The organism is Bartonella sp. JB63 (assembly GCF_002022665.1).
GTDB lineage: Bacteria > Pseudomonadota > Alphaproteobacteria > Rhizobiales > Rhizobiaceae > Bartonella.
On sequence record NZ_CP019788.1, the window covers coordinates 449,838 to 469,770 of the forward strand.

At 31.9% G+C, this 19,933-nt stretch carries 12 protein-coding genes and 1 pseudogene; 8 read left to right on the forward strand and 5 right to left on the reverse strand.

The features are described 5' to 3' along the window. Positions 1-362: 362 nt before the first annotated feature. Positions 363-1,517 carry an LPS export ABC transporter permease LptF gene (gene lptF, locus BJB63x_RS01980; RefSeq protein ID WP_078718791.1) on the reverse strand — a complete coding sequence of 385 codons (1,155 nt, stop codon included), beginning with the start codon at positions 1,515-1,517 and terminating at the stop codon, positions 363-365. A gap of 1,111 nt (positions 1,518-2,628) precedes the next feature. On the opposite strand from lptF, the gene BJB63x_RS01985 reads away from it, so the two are divergent. Both BJB63x_RS01985 and BJB63x_RS06650 read left to right on the forward strand, forming a co-directional pair. After that, on the forward strand, positions 2,629-3,078 hold the full coding sequence (locus BJB63x_RS01985; protein WP_078718793.1) for a DNA polymerase III subunit chi: 450 nt from the start codon (positions 2,629-2,631) through the stop codon (positions 3,076-3,078). Between the two features lie 161 nt (positions 3,079-3,239). Next, positions 3,240-3,503 (forward strand): hypothetical protein, encoded by a 264-nt coding sequence (locus tag BJB63x_RS06650; protein WP_078718794.1) that lies wholly within the window; start codon positions 3,240-3,242, stop codon positions 3,501-3,503. On the opposite strand, the gene BJB63x_RS01995 is transcribed toward BJB63x_RS06650, so the two are convergent. Continuing rightward, positions 3,500-4,786: an MFS transporter gene (locus tag BJB63x_RS01995; RefSeq protein WP_078718795.1), complete on the reverse strand. Its 1,287-nt coding sequence runs from the start codon at positions 4,784-4,786 to the stop codon at positions 3,500-3,502. The genes BJB63x_RS06650 and BJB63x_RS01995 overlap by 4 nt on opposite strands. A 643-nt stretch (positions 4,787-5,429) precedes the next feature. On the opposite strand from BJB63x_RS01995, the gene BJB63x_RS02000 reads away from it, so the two are divergent. The 5 genes and pseudogenes from BJB63x_RS02000 to bafA (BJB63x_RS02015) all read left to right on the forward strand — a co-directional run bounded on the left by BJB63x_RS02000 (position 5,430) and on the right by bafA (BJB63x_RS02015) (position 14,783). Next, positions 5,430-5,630 carry a hypothetical protein gene (locus BJB63x_RS02000; protein ID WP_078719626.1) on the forward strand — a complete coding sequence of 67 codons (201 nt, stop codon included), beginning with the start codon at positions 5,430-5,432 and terminating at the stop codon, positions 5,628-5,630. A 164-nt stretch (positions 5,631-5,794) separates the two neighbouring features. After that, entirely contained in the window at positions 5,795-5,938 is a 144-nt protein-coding gene (locus BJB63x_RS06550) for a hypothetical protein (protein WP_194284804.1), read from the forward strand. A gap of 892 nt (positions 5,939-6,830) precedes the next feature. Next, positions 6,831-9,172 (forward strand): annotated as a pseudogene (bafA, locus tag BJB63x_RS02005) (BafA family autotransporter). A 461-nt stretch (positions 9,173-9,633) separates the two neighbouring features. After that, positions 9,634-12,375 (forward strand): BafA family autotransporter, encoded by a 2,742-nt coding sequence (gene bafA / locus BJB63x_RS02010; RefSeq protein ID WP_194284794.1) that lies wholly within the window; start codon positions 9,634-9,636, stop codon positions 12,373-12,375. A gap of 194 nt (positions 12,376-12,569) precedes the next feature. After that, entirely contained in the window at positions 12,570-14,783 is a 2,214-nt protein-coding gene (gene bafA, locus BJB63x_RS02015; protein ID WP_078718798.1) for a BafA family autotransporter, read from the forward strand. Positions 14,784-15,830: 1,047 nt separating this feature from the next. On the opposite strand, the gene BJB63x_RS06780 is transcribed toward bafA (BJB63x_RS02015), so the two are convergent. Next, the gene (locus tag BJB63x_RS06780; RefSeq protein ID WP_078718800.1) at positions 15,831-15,977 is read right to left on the reverse strand and encodes an ATP-binding cassette domain-containing protein; all 147 of its coding nucleotides are present in this window, start codon (positions 15,975-15,977) and stop codon (positions 15,831-15,833) included. Positions 15,978-16,633: 656 nt separating this feature from the next. Between BJB63x_RS06780 and ndk the strand changes: the two genes are divergently transcribed. Further along, a complete protein-coding gene (ndk, locus tag BJB63x_RS02025; RefSeq protein ID WP_078718801.1) occupies positions 16,634-17,056 on the forward strand; it encodes a nucleoside-diphosphate kinase in 423 nt (140 codons plus the stop codon). Between the two features lie 232 nt (positions 17,057-17,288). Here the strand turns inward: ndk and pgsA are convergent, their stop codons facing one another. Next, complete coding sequence (pgsA, locus tag BJB63x_RS02030; RefSeq protein WP_078718802.1) at positions 17,289-17,870, reverse strand: CDP-diacylglycerol--glycerol-3-phosphate 3-phosphatidyltransferase; 582 nt, start codon at positions 17,868-17,870, stop codon at positions 17,289-17,291. 71 nt (positions 17,871-17,941) lie between these two features. After that, on the reverse strand, positions 17,942-19,903 hold the full coding sequence (uvrC, locus tag BJB63x_RS02035) for an excinuclease ABC subunit UvrC (RefSeq protein WP_078718803.1): 1,962 nt from the start codon (positions 19,901-19,903) through the stop codon (positions 17,942-17,944). Positions 19,904-19,933: the final 30 nt, after the last annotated feature.

Genomic DNA, 19,933 nt, shown 5'->3' on the forward strand with positions numbered 1-19,933 from the left:
CACAAAATTACAAAGGGCTAATTAAGGTTTCTGTATTTTGAAACTTTACCGATACGATAAATCACTAATTTGATTTATATTAGCAAAATAATTGCAAGAATGATTTTGTATAATATGCAATTTTTAGATAATAATGATCTTTGAAGATTTTTCATATATTTACGTTGTAGAAAAAAATCTTGTAATTTGTCAAAAATTGTAACTTTCTATAACTATGTTTCGATTCAACCAATATAATCCCTATACTTAATATTTTCTCTAGAAAATGGTATATCAAAAATAAATTATGTACCACGTTGAGATTTAGGATGGAAAAGTAGCTAAGTAATAAACTTAGCTATTGCTAGCTTTTTTCATTATCATTATAAATTAATTTGTTGTGATTTTTTTTGAAAAATTTTTTGAATGGTATCATTAAATTTTGCAAAGACAACAATTTTACGGTTTGTAAGCAACATAAATAAGGTTAATATGCTTATTCCTATCGGAATGATATAAAGTAGTGGGATATAAACAGGGTTATTTTCTATTTTTTGCGCAAAAAAATATCCTAACCAATAAATTAATAAGGAGAAGCTAATTACAGAAAAAGTTTCAGATATATACGCTTGTCGATATGAACGTGCATTTCCCGCTATAAATACTGCGATTAATGCAAAAACGATAGGATGGAAACATTCTGTAAGACGACGGTGAAATTCTGCTCTATATTGAAGTGGTTTTCGTTGATAATGAGGATCATTTGGATTAGGATTTAATAAATAAGAAAGAGGTCGATCTTTAGGATAAATATTCGGTATTCTCTTATTGGAAATAAATTCGCTCAGATTAAAGGTATGGGAGCTAAATTTGATAATTGAAACATTATCATTTTTATAATCAATCCTTTCTATTTCGCCATCGTTGAGAATTAAAAAATTGCCTTTATTATTAGTAATTATTCCTTTTTTTGCATAATAAAAAAGACCAAACTGAGGATCACGCTGATCAGCAATGAAAAGGCGCTCAATGGTTCCGTTGGTATTTTGTTTACCAATTTCTATGTAAAGATTTTTAGTTAATTCTTGGAAGCTACCTTCACGAATGAAAAGATTAATAAGATCAGAATGAGTATTTGCTAACATTTGTCGCATATTAAGACGCGCATTAGGAGCAATAAAATTAGTAATAGAAAAGGAAATTAATGAAGTAAAAATGGCTAAAAGAAGAATTGGCTTCCAAATAATATTTTTTGATATCCCTGATGCGCTGATAACAACTAATTCTGAATCTTTATTCATTGTTGAAAGAATGATGGTAATTGCAATGACTAATGCGAATGGCATAACAAGAGAAGTAACAGAAGGAATTAATAGGGATGAAAAATGTAAAACTGTTAAGAATGTTTGTCTGCTCGTTGTAAGAAAATTGATTTTTGCAAGGATTTGTATTGTCCAACTGATACCAATTGCTCCAATCATTACAGTACAAAAAAGAAGAAAAATGCGTTTTAATATATATAATTCAATAATACGCATAAAATAGATGTTATCCTTAGTCTTTCATTCATTTTAAAATAGGTATTCTATCATGCGTTAAATTAAACATATAATCAAAATTTAAAGATTTTCTTTATTATATTACACATGTTTCTAATGGATAAGAGAAGATGGTTAACCAATCTTCATTTATTGTACTATATTATATTTTCAGTTATGGTCTACACAAAAAGTATAGATTATGAAATAAATAGGCTTTTTAACTTATCTAAAACATTATTTTAATTATATAAATAACTGATTTATAAATATAATTATTAATTCATTAATTTGAATAATAAGTTTCAAATAAAGCAATATTTTTTCAATTTCTCTTATTTTGAATTAAAAAAACATTTTATTTATATCTCATAAAAAAGACCGATCTCTTAATAAGATCATTTGAAAAAGAAATCAAGACGTTTCGTTCTGAACGATTTGGATTAGAGGCAATTGTAATATTAAGGATGATTAAATATGATGAAGGTGTTAGCTTATTACTATATAAAATAAATATAATATTATGCTTATTTCGACATTTATGAATGTTTTTGAAAATAGTAAGACTTAAAATTAAGCTGAATTAACAAGAGAAGACGATGAATCCAGATATTATTTTTTATATTTAAAAGTTTATATTCTGTTTACATGAGTATGTATCTTTGTTCTTGAGATAAATTAATGTATATCTGCGATATTTCCAACTCAATTTGATACACAAAAGCTGAAACTGTGGACAAAGCATGAAATAATCTTAATAGAAACAATAAGAAAATAATAAAAATCTTCTAAGATTATTTAGATTAATAAGACGAAATTTGCTAGATTCAGTTTTTATGATTACTATGTAAATTTTTAGATTAGTTGAAATATCAATATAGAAGTGAATGGTACAATATAAATACTAGAAATAGTAAAAAGAAAATATATTAATAATCCTATTTTTTTACTTAAATAAGAATAATATGATCTTATAAATATCAAGATATGATATTATTTTAAAGGATATAATTATTAAAGTAAGATGAGATTTTCAACTCTAGCTTACTTTATTGTATCAAAATGCTAAAGCCTTAATAGTGCTTTGTGATGAAAAGTATTGAGGATTAAAATGGTCGATATTCTTTTCTATCATTTGACGAAGTCAACTCTAAAAGAGACTTTACCTGTTTTAGTTGAGCGTGCATTAAAGCGTTTTGGTAGAGTAACAATACAATGTATGAGTAAAGAACAATGCAATTTTATAGATGTTTGTTTATGGGTTTATGCTGATGAATCATTTATTGCACATGGAACAGAATATGATAAATATCCAGATTTACAACCTGTATTCCTTACTACAGGACAAGAAAATCCGAATGATTCGAAAGTGCGCTTTCTTATAGAGGGAGCAGTTTGTTCAGATATTGATATTTATCAACGACTTGTAATTATGTTTGATGGTCATAATGATGCTCAATTGAATCTTATTCGTAAGCAGTGGAAAGAATATAAAACAAAAAATTATAATTTAACTTATTGGCAGCAAACTGAAGATCATCGTTGGGAGCAGCGAGTTTGATGAACAAGATATCTTTTTTTGATTTTTATCAGTATTTAAGAAACATAAATTCAGAGTTCTTTATTGTGAAATAATCAAGAAGAAATTGTTGAGTTTTTTATGGTTTTTATTTTAGAATTGATGAAAATAGCCTAAGATTAGAATATTCAAATGGAATGATGATGATATTTGACCGAGTTCTATTTATTCTATGGGCAATAATAATAGCTTTTTTTTGCGTTTCATGGTTGGGCACAACAAATATCCTATCGCAGATATTTTCTGTCTCTTATATTAATACTATTGTCGATATTTTATTCTTTTTCCTTTGTGCATTATTTTCTGGAATATTATGGTGTATTTTACCTCAACCAATATCTTTACAAATGAAATTAGCGGCATCTCTGCCACTAATATTAGTTTTATTATTCATTATTGTATTTTAATTTGATATTTCTTCATCTGTAAAGCCAATAAAGCAAATGAGTGAGATAAAAGAAGATAGGAAGAGATAATAACTAATGTAAGAGACATTGAAATGTTGTACTAAATATTCCGCAATATAAGGTGCAATAGCTGCACCAAAAATACCAGCTAAGTTAAAGGTTATAGAAACACCACTATACCGAATTTCTGTTGGATATGCTGATGAGAGAACCGCGCCAATTTGACTATATGTCATTCCCATAATAGATAAACCAATGGCAGACATTGCGCAAACACCTAAAATTCCATTTTCAAAGAAGTAAGGAATTGCAAAGGAATAGATAGCAGTAGCCATTGTCACCCAAATCATCAAATTTCTGCGTTTAATATGGTTGGCAATTTTTCCCGTCAGAATAGTGAAAATACCAAAGAAAACAGCACCTACCATTTCTACTTGAAGTGCTTGATTGAATGATAATTGCAGATGATTTGTTGAGTAACTTAGCAAGTAAGTCGTGACCAAATAAAATAAGACAAGAGCTGTTATGCTACAGAATGTACCAAGAAACAAAATTCGTGGGTGTTTAAGGAATACATCTAGCACAGGTATTTGGGAGGATTTTTTGTGGTCGACTTTTTTGAATTCAATTGTTTCATTGATCGACATACGGATCCATAATCCTAAAACGATGAAAAAGATTGAACCGACAAAAGGAATACGCCATCCCCATGAGAAAAGCTGCTCTTCATCAAGCGCATGCCATAGTGCTAAATAAACTATAATAGACACGCATAAACCAATTGGAGCGCCTAATTGTGGAAACATTGCGTACCAACTACGTTTTTCTGGGGGAGCATTTTCTGTTGCGAGCAGGACGGCTCCTCCCCATTCTCCTCCTAATCCAATTCCTTGTCCAAAACGACACACTGTTAAAAGGAAAGGTGCTAGCCAACCAGCTGTTTCATAAGTTGGTAGGATACCAATAATAATTGTTGAAATACCCATTGTAAGGAGAGAGGCTATGAGTGTTATTTTTCGTCCAATTTTATCACCAAAATGTCCAAAAATAACTGATCCTAAAGGGCGAGAAAGAAAGGCGACACCAAAAACGAGAAAGGATTGCAAAATAGCGAGTTGCTCATTTTGAGATGGGAAAAATAATCGAGGAAATATGAGCGCTGCAGCGGTTGAAAAAACATAAAAGTCAAAATATTCTATTGTTGTGCCAATAAAACTCGCGAACAAAATTCGACTGGGTGAAGATTGTCGATTAGTGCTGCATTTTTCTATGTTTGTATACATGGATAAAAAGTTCCTTTTAGTGTATAAAAATTAAATTACAAAGCTTTTATGATTATAAAAAATTCATATCAGTGTCGAGTCATTATCTTTATCGATTTTAATGATCGCTGTAGATTATAAATATATAAAAGAGAATAAAGGATTACATATTAATAGTATTGTATTTCTAATCAGATATCACATATTATATTTTGCTATTTATGATAAGTGAAAGGATAATTTGAACAGGTATCAGTTATAAGTTAAGAAGGATATAATACTATATTATATTTTTTAATAAAATATCCTCAGTTTTAACTTTTTTATTTCAAAATTAAGAAAAATATTTTAAAATATTAAAAAAGTCTATTGTATGAGTTGTTGATTACTAATCTTTTTTTGCGAAATTTTATGGTTTATTCATAATTAGTTAGAAAAAGGAGCTTTCTGATAATTTTTTTAGAGAAGTTAATGTATGAAGATGTGTTTGTCATCTATGTTTTGACTGAAATTGAAGAGAGTTAATGATGGGTATAGGGGGGTATTTAGAATGAAAAATTAAGTAGGCTTCATAAAAAGCTGAAGATATTTATGGCTGTATCTCAAAAAAATCTTACAAAGACACCGTGAGGGCTGTGATCTGTTTTCAGTAATCAATGCGCATGTGATTGAATGGTGTATTCTTGATCCTAAAGTGCTAGAAATTTTAGAAAAACCTGTGAACAGTGATTATTCGCCAGAGGAATTAAATACTCGAATGGGTAATTCTATGGAATCTGTGAGAAAAGCAACTACAATAAAAGCAAAAACACGAAAAAAACATTTAACTTTTGATAAGTTTATTCTATTAGCAAATAGCAAATAAATATGAGATAATAGATTTAGATACTCTTCATAAGAGAAGTGAACATGAGGTAGCAAAAGCATTCATTAATCTGTGCTAAAAAAGCGTTGCTGGAGTGGTTTGATTCCTCTTAATCTAAAAGGGAGATGCATAAGTGCTTATTTGGAAATGTGTTTAAATGAGCTGTGTATACTTGTGATGAATCTTTTAAATTTTCTGATGGTACAGCTGCTGATACGTTAGCAGTAGGAGAATTGAATGCAGAAATTAGCTTTATAAGCGGTAATAAAATTCAAAGAGGTTTAAAAACCGACCAAATACTTAGCTGAAAAGAATAATTTGAAACGCTTATCTCATAAAAAGTTTATCCATTATTCAGAAGAAATATTTTTCTCAATAATATACATTTTTTAGAGTTGGAAATAGATATAAACAACAGTTGTTTATTAAAAAAATTGTTAGATTTACTAGTTATGGGCTTAATTTTCAGTTGTAACAGAAGAATGCATGAAGTTTGCCAATAGTACTGTAACAACGCTAGAAAATAATTTAAATTATATGATTTTTATTAAACATCCATTTGAAGACATTTCTACTCCAGAGAAGTGCAGCTGCTGAAGGAGTTCATAAGCAATAATAAGGACGAAGATATAAAAAATAAAGCCATTTTAATTGAGATGGCGGATGTTTGCTTCTGTATTTTATTAAGTGAAATAATTAAATTATTAGAATTTAGCAATTCTCATAAATTTTGTAGATACATAAATTATTTCAAATAATAAGCCTTTAATGAAAAAGGTAGAGTTTAAGTTTTGATAGTTCACTTACGAAAATAACTTAATTTTATTTTGTGATATAAGTTTAATATCAGATAAATTTTATTACCACTAGTAAAGTCTTATTTTACAGTTATCTAGACTATGATTATTTTGTACCAAAATTCAGAATAATGTGTTGAAGTTAATATCAAAAGATCTGGTTTTTGATTTTTTTATGTACAGTATATTTTTTATAATCACAAAAATAAACAGTTTGATATTTTGAAAAATATTAAATGTATCGTCTAATTTATCCAAAATGATTTTAGAAAAGATGAAGCGAATAAAAATTATGCTTTTATGATATCGCTTGGTAAATTTTGATAACTTCTAGTTGAAATGTGATTTTGCAAAGCTACTTACTCCCATTAATTTATCTAAGATAGAATATAAGGATGTAGTTATGCAATACAATTGGAAATTAGGTTATTGGGTATTCATGATCAGTAGCTCTTTTGTGGGAGGTGCAAATGCAAATTTTCGGTCTTTAAACTATGACATAAATGTAATTTATAATGAAGAAGTAGCAAATCGAGGCAATATTACTCTGCCAATTTCTAATGAGTTAAACAGTTTTAGTATTTTTGATTGTTCCATTATGGAGCGGAATGTTGAGATGTTGAACCCTGAAATACATAAAAGTGATATTATTTATCTTGATGGTAATATTGTATATTATGACGATGATAGTGAAAAGGAAAAAAATATTCAAATTGTTAGAAAAGGTGAAATTGAAACTGTTCAAGCTTCAACAGGTAAACAAGGCTTTTCAAGGAATACTATTATTTACAAAGGTGAACAACAAAAGGTTGAAAGTGGAGGAGAAGTACAAGGAACACAAATTTATGGTGGTATACAGTTTGTTTTCGGAGAAGGTAATGTTGGAGGCCAAATGACAGGGAGTGTTGCTAATGGCACTGTGATTTATGGTCAAGGGGAAGAAAAGGGAAAACAAATGGTATATGAGGGGGGGTGGTATGGAATACAAGAGTGATGCAAGGAGGAGTGCAAATTATTGGTAAAAAAGATGAAGATGCAGAAAGTGATAGTTTTGCAATAGATACCGAAGTTTTTAATGATGGTAAACAATATGTTCTGAAAAACGGATCTGCTCTTAATGTGACTTTAAATAATAACGCTTTTCAAGGAATATATACTGGTGGATATGTAGTAAATCTAACGATTAATGATAAAGCAAAATCATGGGCGTATTTTGGCTCAGTATTAGAAGGGGATACAAAGCTTAATAATCAAGGGCATTTTTATGTTTATGCTACAGATGATGAACATCGTACAACAATAGAAAATCTTATTTTAAATGGAAAAGAAACAAAATTATTTGCTATTTCTAATGTAAATAGTGATACGGATAGCACTTTTATTAAAAATTTGAGCGGTAGTGGAACTGTTCATTTTACCTTTAATGATAATAAAATGAACTATTCTCGACTTTATGTTGAAAACCTTTCTGATGAATTAGGAAGTTTACATTTTAAGTTTAATACTGCTATTGCAGAGAAACGTGGTGATTATCTCGTTATTGATAATGGTAATGGTAATCACACAATAAGTGTTGTTGATTCTGGTTCTGAAATCGCAAATCCTCTTTCACAACAACTTGATTTAATTACTGATAAAAGTGAAAGTGGAGGAGCTCATTTTAATCTGGTAGATTTTTCTGGTGCGAACATTAAAGCTGTTGATGGCGGTACTTATATGTATGGTTTGAAACAAAGAAAAGATAATTCTGAAAAGATTTGGTATTTAGCTGCAGATCGTACTGATGAGGTAGATCCTCTAGTTCCAACACCAATGCCAATACCTACACCGCCAACTACTCCATCAACAGATGCCGTGTTATCTTTGGCGGTAGTTCCTGAACTTGTTTTTAACAATGAGTTGCAAAGCTTACGTGCTGGAAGAGGCATTTTAGGAAAAAATAAGAAAAATAATGCTTTATGGACATATGCAATTAAGGGGCAAGAACGTTTGGCTACGGGCCATGCACATTTTACACTTGATCAGACTGGTATAATATTAGGTGTCGATCGGTTGAAAGAGCTGATGAATGGGGATTTTTATGTTGGTGGTTTTGGAAGTTATGATCAAGCGCGTATTGCTCATGCACGAGGTGGTGTCAGTAATATGGACACTTATAGTGTTGGAGCTTATGCCACTTATTTTGATAATCAAGGTTGGTATTTAGATAGTGTTTTGAAATATAATTATTATAAAAATAATTTGAAGACTATTTCAACGAGTGGTTTGGATATTAAAGGCGATTATAATCAATGGGCATTAGGTACGTCATTTGAAGCAGGTTATCATTTTGAAGCAGCGCAAGATACTTGGATACAGCCTTATACTCAATTAATAGGAATACATGTTAAAGGTGAGGAAATACGGCTTTCAAATAAGATGACAGGTGATATGAAGAGATCTACTTCAGTGCGGAGTGCAGTTGGATTATCTATAGGACATAAATTTAATTTAAATAGTGATACTCATTTAATGACTTATATAACAGCTGCGTGGTTACGTGAATATATAGATAATAATAGTACGACAATTAATAAGCAGCATAAATTTACTACTGATTTATCTGGGGATACAGGTAAGTTAGGGATTGGTTTAAATAGTTTCGTTGGCGAAAATTTATCGCTTTATGCTGAAACTTATTATCTCAAAGGACAGAAAGTTAAACAATCGCTTCAAGGTATTTTGGGATTACGCTATAGTTTCTAAACTAGATATATTTTGTTTTCTGATCATCTTAGAGTGGTATTTGTAAGGCAAATATTAATGATCAGAAAACTCTTTTTGAGGGAATGTAGACCAGGCATGATGCTTCTATATTCTAATTTACAACATCGATTTTTTATCAGTTAAATTCATTTTGGTTTTTTATAAAACGTGTAGCATACATGTTTTTTTCCTCTGATTTTTTTCTAATATTGAAATTATTCAATAAATTTTTCATCATAGCTCTTAATTAGATATTATTATATTGTAATATAAAATACATTATGATACATTATAAAACACATTATGATAAATTAGAAGCGAGCTGCTTGATAAATAGGGGTATTAATCTAGCTTTTGATGATGGAGTGTAGGTCATGCAATATTACAAGTTAAGTTTTTCAGTATTAATGATCAGTACTTTTTTCATACAAAGCGCAAGTGCGCGGGAAAAAGTGGAGAAGATGTCTGATGGTTTTTTTGATTTCAGTGAGGGAGATTTAAGTGAATTAATAAAAAAATTTTCCTCTACTTTTACAAAGGATAAAGTATTGAAAAACTCTTCAAGTATTACTCAGAGTATTAGTATGAATACCAAAATTGAAGAAGGGGGGCTCGAGGTTATTGAAAATAATGGAACTTCAACGAATGCTGTTATTTATAAAGATGGAAAACAGCTCGTTACACGGGGAGGGACTACAATATCAACTCAAATTGATGGGGGCTCGCAGTTTGTTTTTGATGAAAGTCCTGGAAATATTGGGAGAACAGGTAGAAAAAGTAGGGCTTATGATACTGTGGTTTTTGGTACAAATGGAAATATTGGTCAACAGAATATATATGATGGGGGAGAAGCCTGGAATACAAAAATCAAGAGAAATGGGATGCAACACCTTTATAAAGGAAAAACAACAAAAGGTGGTACTGCATCAAATACTGAAGTTTCTTCAAACGGTAAACAGCTTGTTTTAGCAGGGGGAGAGGCTTTGAATGTTATCTTGAAGGAGAAAGCTCTTCAAGTAGTATATCCTGGTGGAAGAGTGAAAAATCTAACAATTCAAGATCAAGCGCAATCTTGGATACATGTTGGTGCAAGTTTAACAGGGCCAGTAAAAGTTAATGAGCAGGGGCACCTTTATCTTTATGCGGGTGATAATATAAGTCATGTTACAAAAGAAGAAATTACTTTAGAAGGGCGAAGTTCTGAGAAATTGTTTTCTGTTGGTGCCCAGAATAGGAGCCAGAGTTCTGAAATTGATATTGAAGATTTAAGTGGGAATGGGGGAACAATAGTTTTCTCTTATGTTGGATATGATAAACGGCATTCTAAACTTAATGTTGGAAAACTTTCAGGGGGTATGCATTTCAAGTTTAATGTTAGTGATGTAGGGAGGGGAAATGATTATATAGTAATTAAAGATGGTTCAGGTACTCATACAATAAGTGTTACCGATTCTGGCAGTGAAATTGCAAATTACTTTTTGCAAAAATATGGTCGTGTTAGTGAGCTCAATTTGGTTACTGATACAAGTGTAAATGGAGGAGCTACGTTCACTTTGGCAGATAGTTCTTCCGGTAGATCAATTGGTGCTGTTGATGCTGGAGTTTATATGTATACTTTGCAAAAGAGAGAAAAAAGTGGAAATTTGAAAACTTGGTTTTTGTCTTCCAATTCTAACCAGTCTCGCCAAATAAGTTCTCCTTCTAAGCGCTTTATCGAAAAAAAACTATTTGTTGATTTTTTATCTACTTCATCCAATTCTATGGGTAATGGTAAACAAAATAACGGCAAATCAAGAGGTCAAAAAAGTCAAACTTCTCGTAAAAATTCAGAGTCTCGACCTCGTCCTCCTCGACATTTGCAGCGCTCTGCAGCGAGTTCTTCAGCGTTTGATTTGAGAGAGACGCAGAACGATGAAACACAAAGTAGTCATGAGCCAAAAAGTCGAAGACGTTTTTTATCATCTAATGATATCGTTGTGGAAAACTATCCAATACTGGATGGTTCTCCAGTGGTGGAGCTTGATGGTTCTTCCGTATTGGATTTAGAACAATCGCAAATTCCTGATTTTGAAGTGGTTCAATATATACAAGAGCCCCAAATTGATGATTCAGTTATAGCTGGTGATAAAGAAGAGGATTCTGTCCTTGATTTAATAAAACCGGTGTATCCAGAAGACAATGAAAATACTGATTTAGAAGATCAAGAGAGTTCTTCAGAGTTTGTGAATCATGATGATGAGGAACAGTTTCCAGTATTTAATCCGATTTCTGAGGTTGTATCTGCTCCATTTACGACTCCATCGACGGATGCATTGCTATCTTTGGCGGTGGCCCCCGGGCTTATTTTTAACAATGAGTTACAAAGTTTGCGTGCTGGAAGAGGCTTTATAGAAAAAAATAAGAAGAATATAGCTCTATGGACATATGGGATTAAGAGCAAAGAACATCTTGCTACAGATCATACGCATTTTAAGCTGGATCAAACTGGTATAATGGTAGGAATTGACTGGTTAAGCGATTTAGTAAATGGGCAGTTTTATATTGGTGGTTTTGGTAGTTATGACCAATCAAATATTTCTCATGCACGGGGTGGTGTTAGTCATGTAAATATTTGTAGTGTTGGAACTTATGCGGCTTATTTTGGTGATCGCGGTTGGTATTTAGATAGTATTCTGAAATATAATCATTATCAAAATAATCTTCAAGCTGTTTCAACAAACGGTTTAAATATCAAAGGAGATTATAATCAGAAGGCGATAGGTGCTTCCTTTGAAGCAGGTCGTCGTATTAAGTTAGCACAAGATAGTTGGACTCAGCCTTATGCTCAATTAATTTGGTTGCGAGTTGAAGGTAAAGAAATAAAGCTTTCTAATGAAATGATAGGTGATATTGATCCATATACTTCATTACGTAGCGAAATTGGGTTATCTATAGGGCATGAGTTTAATTTAGGTACTCCTACTCAGTTAATGACTTATACTAAGGCGGCTTGGTTACGTGAGTATATAGATAACAATCATACAACAATTAATAAACAGCATAAATTTAATACTGATTTATCTGGTAATGCTGGTAAATTTGGTATTGGTTTGAATGGTTTTGTTAGTGAAAATTTGAACCTTTATGCTGAAGCACATTATCTCAAAGGGAAAAAAACGAAACGATCACTTCAGGGGATTGTAGGGTTACGCTATAGTTTTTGAATAAGAGGTGTATTTTGTTCTCTGATCTGTTTCTACATAAGTTTTTTGTGTCAAGTTAAGTTTCTAATTATCAGAGAATATTATGTGAAGCGCTGTGTGTGCTTCAAAAACGACCTCATTCTTTATTTTGATTTATGCTCTGTAGTGATGATTGAGGCTACTTAATTCGTAATTTTTGACAGTGGAGTTTAAACATGCAATGTAAATTAGTTTTTGGGATATTAGTCGCTAACATTTCTCTTGTACAAGCTACGAGTGCAGATTCATCTCCATCTGACATAGAAGTAGAAGTAATATTACCTTTTAATTCAAAAAATTCTCTCAGAACTGAGAATTTTCCTACTTATTTCGATGTTAATTCTGTCTATGTTGATGGTCATATTGTTAGTGATATTATTCTTCATGATGGTAGTAGTTATAATGAAGGGGATAGCTTTTATTTACAGAATGATTCTCTTACTGTTAATGAAAATCAAAGACAAAAAGTTCAAAGGGGACAAACTGCATTTAATGTTAACATTAATGGGGGTGAGCAGTTTGTTTTCGGGATGTTAGATGATGAAAAAATTATCAATAGTCATGCTTATAACACTGTGATTTATAGTCAAGATGAAACACCAGGACAACAAAATCTCTATGAAGGTGGGGTAGCGTGGAATACGAAAGTGATGAAAGGAGGAGTACAAAATATTTATAAAGGAAATAACGAAGAGGGTGGTTTTGCAGTAGATACTGAAGTTTTTAAGGATGGGAAGCAGCGTGTTTTTGCAGGAGGTACAGCCATCACTGTTATTTTACAAGGTAATGCTGTTCAAGAGATATATCCGGATGGTTATGTATACGACTTAACTGTTAATGATAATGCGAGTTCTTGGGTATATGCTGGTGCAGTGTTAGAAGGGAATACAATAATTAATGATTCTGGAAAGTTTTATCTTTATGCTGGAAGTGCAGAGCGTAAATCTACAATAGAAAGCTTTGTTTTAAATGGAAAAGATACAGAATTACTTGTTATTAGTGCACGCGATGCAGACAGTGCTTTGATTAAAAAATTAAGTGGTAAGGGGACAGTTACTTTTACCCTTGATCAGGTTCAGGCACGCTATTCTCGACTTTATGTTGAAAACCTTTCTGATGAATTAGGAAGTTTACATTTTAAGTTTAATACTGCTATTGCAGAGAAACGTGGTGATTATCTCGTTATTGATAATGGTAATGGTAATCACACAATAAGTGTTGTTGATTCTGGTTCTGAAATCGCAAATCCTCTTTCACAACAACTTGATTTAATTACTGATAAAAGTGAAAGTGGAGGAGCTCATTTTAATCTGGTAGATTTTTCTGGTGCGAACATTAAAGCTGTTGATGGCGGTACTTATATGTATGGTTTGAAACAAAGAAAAGATAATTCTGAAAAGATTTGGTATTTAGCTGCAGATCGTACTGATGAGGTAGATCCTCTAGTTCCAACACCAATGCCAATACCTACACCGCCAACTACTCCATCAACAGATGCCGTGTTATCTTTGGCGGTAGTTCCTGAACTTGTTTTTAACAATGAGTTGCAAAGCTTACGTGCTGGAAGAGGCATTTTAGGAAAAAATAAGAAAAATAATGCTTTATGGACATATGCAATTAAGGGGCAAGAACGTTTGGCTACGGGCCATGCACATTTTACACTTGATCAGACTGGTATAATATTAGGTGTCGATCGGTTGAAAGAGCTGATGAATGGGGATTTTTATGTTGGTGGTTTTGGAAGTTATGATCAAGCGCGTATTGCTCATGCACGAGGTGGTGTCAGTAATATGGACACTTATAGTGTTGGAGCTTATGCCACTTATTTTGATAATCAAGGTTGGTATTTAGATAGTGTTTTGAAATATAATTATTATAAAAATAATTTGAAGACTATTTCAACGAGTGGTTTGGATATTAAAGGCGATTATAATCAATGGGCATTAGGTACGTCATTTGAAGCAGGTTATCATTTTGAAGCAGCGCAAGATACTTGGATACAGCCTTATACTCAATTAATAGGAATACATGTTAAAGGTGAGGAAATACGGCTTTCAAATAAGATGACAGGTGATATGAAGAGATCTACTTCAGTGCGGAGTGCAGTTGGATTATCTATAGGACATAAATTTAATTTAAATAGTGATACTCATTTAATGACTTATATAACAGCTGCGTGGTTACGTGAATATATAGATAATAATAGTACGACAATTAATAAGCAGCATAAATTTACTACTGATTTATCTGGGGATACAGGTAAGTTAGGGATTGGTTTAAATAGTTTCGTTGGCGAAAATTTATCGCTTTATGCTGAAACTTATTATCTCAAAGGACAGAAAGTTAAACAATCGCTTCAAGGTATTTTGGGATTACGCTATAGTTTCTAAACTAGGTGCGTTTTTATTGTGATTTCTATTTTTTGAGAAGTTTTTAAAATATTTTTTATGAATAGCCATCATTCTATTACGGAAGAAGGTTAATGGTGTGGTGGCTATGTTTTTATGTTACTTTTTATTTTATATTGATTAGATAAATCAAACCAGAGTGTTTCAACTTCTTCTAGTTTTTTAACTCCTTTGGTGCATTCTTTTTCAAATAACTGATTATGGAAAAAATAGGGATTAAATTTTTATCAAATTATTCAATTTGTTTTTGAAGAGAATTTATCAATGATTCAATGTCAGCAATTCTTTGCGTAATGGTGCAAGAATAGAATGTTTTGTAAAGTGATTTTTCTTTACTCATTTGAGAAAGCCCAAGAACTATCTATAGGATAAGTATTTATATCATCTTTATAAGGCAGAATAGTTCTATTTTTTCAAGCTAAAACTGCTCTATTGTTGCTTTAATAAGGTGGCGATCATGAGAAATTAGTATAACTGCTCTATTAAATTATTGAGTGTATAGATTAATTGCTTACAACTATTAATGTCAAGATGATTAGTAGGCTTATCGAAGATGAGAAGATGGGGCCCACGGTGATCATTATCAATTCTCAAATTTAATTCTTTAATAATAGGTTTCTCTTTTTCATAACCAATATTTATTTGATAATTCAATAGTAGAAGAGGCTAAAGATTTGTCTTCTTTTAGAAAAGTGAAAGATTGAATATATTTGGTTTTCCATGGCATGATTAGTTTAATTTTTTCTAGTGCCTAAGGTATGATTGTGCTTTTCGCATTACCTGCTTTTGCAAGAAAACGGTTAATGAATTCTCCATATGTTTTTTTGTGCTTCTTATTTTTCCTGTTCTGTTTGCTGTAATCTGGTAAGTTTACACTTTTTGTTGTTTAAATTGATCGTCGTTACCACACCAGAAAGTAAGTTTATTACTTATCAAGATAAATGTTAAAGTTAACTGTGTATTTAAGAAATCGCGATCTTGGCTAATTAGAATAATTGTATAGGGATATTGGTGTATATATTCGATGAGTCATAAAGTGCTTTCAATATCAAGATAATTTGTTGATTCACCGAGGAGTAAAAGGTCAGGTTCAGTAAAGAGTACAATTGCCAATGCGATGCGTATGCGCCATCCACCAGAAAAAGAGGATATAGTTTTTTTGTGTATGAGGATCAAATCCTAGAACAGAAAGAATTTTATTAGCGCATGCTTTTGCAGAATAGGCATTAATATCACTTAAACATGTATGAATGTTAGTAATGCGTATCGGGTCAGTGGCATTTCTGTTTCACAGAGAAGATTAGTAAAGTTCTTTATTTGCATCTAAAAACAATTTCGAGCGAGAACTGTTCAGTTGTTGGTGCTTCTTGGGAAACTAAATCAATTCGTGCTTTTTCTTGTATGAGAATATCAGCATTTTTTCAGGGGAGATATCGCTCTGTGATGAAACGAAAAAGGCTGATTTATCGGTTTTATTATTTCCAAAAAATTCAGTTTTGAGCTAAACATTAAGTGAATATTAGCGCGATCGATTAAAAAACATCCTGCCATCCATATTATAATATCATTCAACACCAACATCATGAAAAGTTTCTTTTATATGATTTTCCAATAAGCACAAGTTTGTTCAATTTTTGAATGAAAAATGATGATGTGATTATTAAGGAAAAATGTAAATTACCACTAACATTTTTGTTTTATGAAGGTGAATCTTAAAAAGAATTATACAATTGAAAATTAATACAGATTTCTTTGCTGTTATTTGGTAAAAGCTTTTTTACTTGTTATAGAGAAGTGAAAACAGTTTTTAAATGAAAGAAAGGTAGTATCAAATGGCTATAGAACGCACTCTATCAATGATTAAACCTGATGCAACACGTCGTAATTTAACAGGGGCAATTACAAAAATGCTTGAAGATGGTGGATTACGTGTTGTCGCATCCAAGCGCTTGTGGATGAGTCAACAGCAAGCAGAGGGATTTTATGCGATTCATAAAGGACTTCCATTTTTTGAAGAATTGGTAACATTTATGTCTTCTGGTCCGACTGTTGTGCAGGTTTTAGAAGGGGAAAATGCAATCGTTAAAAATCGTGAAATTATGGGTGCTACAAATCCTATTGATGCACAGGAAGGAACGATTCGTAAAATACATGCTTTATCAATTAGTGAAAATTCTGTTCACGGTTCAGATAGTGCTGAGTCTGCAAAAACGGAGATAGCTTATTGGTTTTCCGATATTGAAATTGTTGGTTGATGATGAAATAACATATAGAAAATGAAAATTCTCTGAAACTTGTTACGGGGCTTTTTTAGCAAGATTGCTTGCTTTAAAAACGTAATATTACTATGCCTAAAAAGTATTTTTCTAATACATTGGATTTTATAATTCTATATTTGCATAATTTCCCCAATATTCTATGTGTCATGTTTAAACAATGATAAATACTTACTTAGCGTGATGAGCTGTAATCTGGTCGTTTATTTTTTTATGTGATAACATGTTTCAAACCGGCGCGGAAATAATCACATCCTGTCCATAATGTAAGAAGAGCTGCAATCCACAGCATGGCAATACCGAATTCCGTTGTGTAAGGAACTATTTTATTACCAGCAGGCCCTGCTAAGAGTAATATAATAGCTATCATTTGTACAAAAGTTTTCCATTTTGCAAAACGAGAAACAGGCACACTAACTTTTAATTCAGCTAAATATTCACGTAATCCAGAGACAAGAATTTCTCGACAAAGAATAATAATTGCTGCCCAAAGTGTCCACCCAGCGATAGTACTTTCTGCGGCGAGTAAGAGCAGGCAGGCAGAGACAAGAAGTTTATCTGCAATTGGATCCAACATGCGGCCAATATTAGATGTTTGTTGCCAAATACGAGCAAGATAGCCATCCAAAAAGTCGGTAATGGATGCAATAATAAAAATAGAAACAGCAATCCAACGAGCAATATCACTCGATTGTAGACGCCCTTCTAAGAAAAAACACGCTACAACCAATGGAACAGCAATGATTCGTGCATAAGTCAGAATATTAGGGAAAGAAAAAGTATGATTTTTCATAGAGCTATTTTCAGTTTTTAGAGTACAGGATATTTTATGAACGTAACAAGGCAAAGCTTATGAGACAAGCTTTATTTTTCATTAAAATAATTATGAATTTTTTGTGCAATTGCATTAGAAATACCTTGAACTTTTGTTAAATCTTCAACGGATGCTCTAGAAACTGCTTTAGAACTTCCAAAGTAGTTAAGCAAAGCATGCTTTCTTATAGGGCCTATTTTTTTGATTTCATCAAGTGGATTCTTAAATGCTTCTTTTTTTCGTTTTACTTTGTGAGTTCCAACTGCAAAGCGGTGTGCTTCATCGCGTAGACGTTGCAAAAAATAAAGAATAGGATCGTGTGGAGAGAGCGTAAAAGGTTGTTTCCCTTTTATAAAAAACCTTTCTAGACCGGCTTTCCGATCAACGCCTTTAGCTATACCGATTACTGTGACAAAATCATTTAAACCTAATTCAGATAACACTGTATTAGTAATATTTATTTGTCCTTGTCCTCCATCAATTAATATAAGATCAGGCCAAAAAGGACAAGATGATTCATATCCAATATTTTTATTCTTATTAGGTAAACCATATGTTTTGAGAAGACGTAAAAATCTTCGTTCAATTACTTCTTTCATCATACCAAGATCATCACCAGGTTGGATATTGGTCGAGCGAATGTTGAATTTACGATATTGATTTTTAACAAAACCTGTTTGGTCAACAACAATCATTACACCTACTGCATTAGTTCCCATAATATGTGAGTTGTCATAGACTTCTATACGGCGTGGGGTATGAGATAGTTGAAATGTTTCAACAATACTCTGAAGAAGTTTTTTATGTGTTGATGTTTCAGCAAGTTTGTGTTTGAGTGCTTCATAGGCATTAGTATAAGCATGATTGACAAGGGCTTTGCGTTCCCCTTTCTTTGGTAAAGATAGAGATATTTTGTGATTTGCTTTCAGACTTAACGCTTCTTTAAGAATTGCTTCTTCTGCAATTGTATCAGATAAAAGAATAAGTTTTGGAATTGGTTTATTATCATAAAATTGTGTAAGAAAACTTGCTAAAATTTCAGCTCTAGAAAAAGATGGATCTGCTTTTGGAAAATAGGATCGATTTCCCCAATTTTGGCCCATACGGAAAAAGAATACTTGAATACAAGTTATTCCTTCCTGTTGGGCAATTGCAAAAACATCTGCTTCTTTTACGGTTTGAGGATTAATGCTTTGATGACTTTGTATGTGAGAAAGAGCTGATAAACGATTACGATAGGCTATAGCTTGTTCAAAATCAAGATTTTCTGCAGCTTTATGCATAGCTTGAACCATATCATTTTTGACTAATTGACTTTTTCCTGAAAGAAAAGCTTTTGCTTTTTGAACCAGTTGTAAATAATCATTGTCACTAATTTCATGTGTACAAGGAGCTGAACAGCGTTTAATTTGGTAAAGTAAACAAGGTCGTGTACAGTTTTCAAGAACTGAATCAGTACAAGTTCGTAATAAAAAGGCGCGTTGTAAAACATTGATTGTTTGTGTAACCGCTTCCGAAGAAGCAAACGGACCAAAATAATGAGCTTTTCGTGTTTGGATACCACGGTGTTTGTAAAGCGCAGGTGCTCGATGGTCATCTGTGATAATGATATAAGGAAAAGTTTTGTCATCACGCAATAGTACATTAAAACGTGGGTGTAATCTTTTAATTAAATTAGCCTCTAAAAGGAGTGCTTCTATTTCTGTATGGGTAACGACAAATTCCATATGATTCGTTTCACGAATCATACGTGTAATACGGTTATTGTGTCCTTGTTCACGGGTATAATTTGAAACACGTTTTTTTAAGTTTCGTGCTTTTCCAATATAGAGGATATCACCATTTTCATTTAACATCCGATAAACGCCTGGTTTATGAGGGAGGTTTTTGACAAGTTCTTGGATGAGTGCAACACCTTTAGATTGATTATTATTGTTTTTTTGATGAGCATTATGCCATGTAATGTCGGATAAAAAAGGCAATTTTTTTCTATTGTTTGTACAAGTAAGCATATATTTTCTAAACTCATTAATTTACCTAAA

Excerpts from the sequence above, each read along its gene's own strand:
- lptF (WP_078718791.1), bottom strand. The coding sequence starts at position 1,517 with ATGCGTATTATTGAATTATATATATTAAAACGCATTTTTCTTCTTTTT.
- BJB63x_RS01985 (WP_078718793.1), top strand. The coding sequence starts at position 2,629 with ATGGTCGATATTCTTTTCTATCATTTGACGAAGTCAACTCTAAAAGAG.
- BJB63x_RS06650 (WP_078718794.1), top strand. The coding sequence starts at position 3,240 with ATGATATTTGACCGAGTTCTATTTATTCTATGGGCAATAATAATAGCT.
- BJB63x_RS01995 (WP_078718795.1), bottom strand. The coding sequence starts at position 4,786 with ATGTATACAAACATAGAAAAATGCAGCACTAATCGACAATCTTCACCC.
- bafA (WP_194284794.1), top strand. The coding sequence starts at position 9,634 with ATGTCTGATGGTTTTTTTGATTTCAGTGAGGGAGATTTAAGTGAATTA.
- bafA (WP_078718798.1), top strand. The coding sequence starts at position 12,570 with ATGCAATGTAAATTAGTTTTTGGGATATTAGTCGCTAACATTTCTCTT.
- ndk (WP_078718801.1), top strand. The coding sequence starts at position 16,634 with ATGGCTATAGAACGCACTCTATCAATGATTAAACCTGATGCAACACGT.
- pgsA (WP_078718802.1), bottom strand. The coding sequence starts at position 17,870 with ATGAAAAATCATACTTTTTCTTTCCCTAATATTCTGACTTATGCACGA.
- uvrC (WP_078718803.1), bottom strand. The coding sequence starts at position 19,903 with ATGCTTACTTGTACAAACAATAGAAAAAAATTGCCTTTTTTATCCGAC.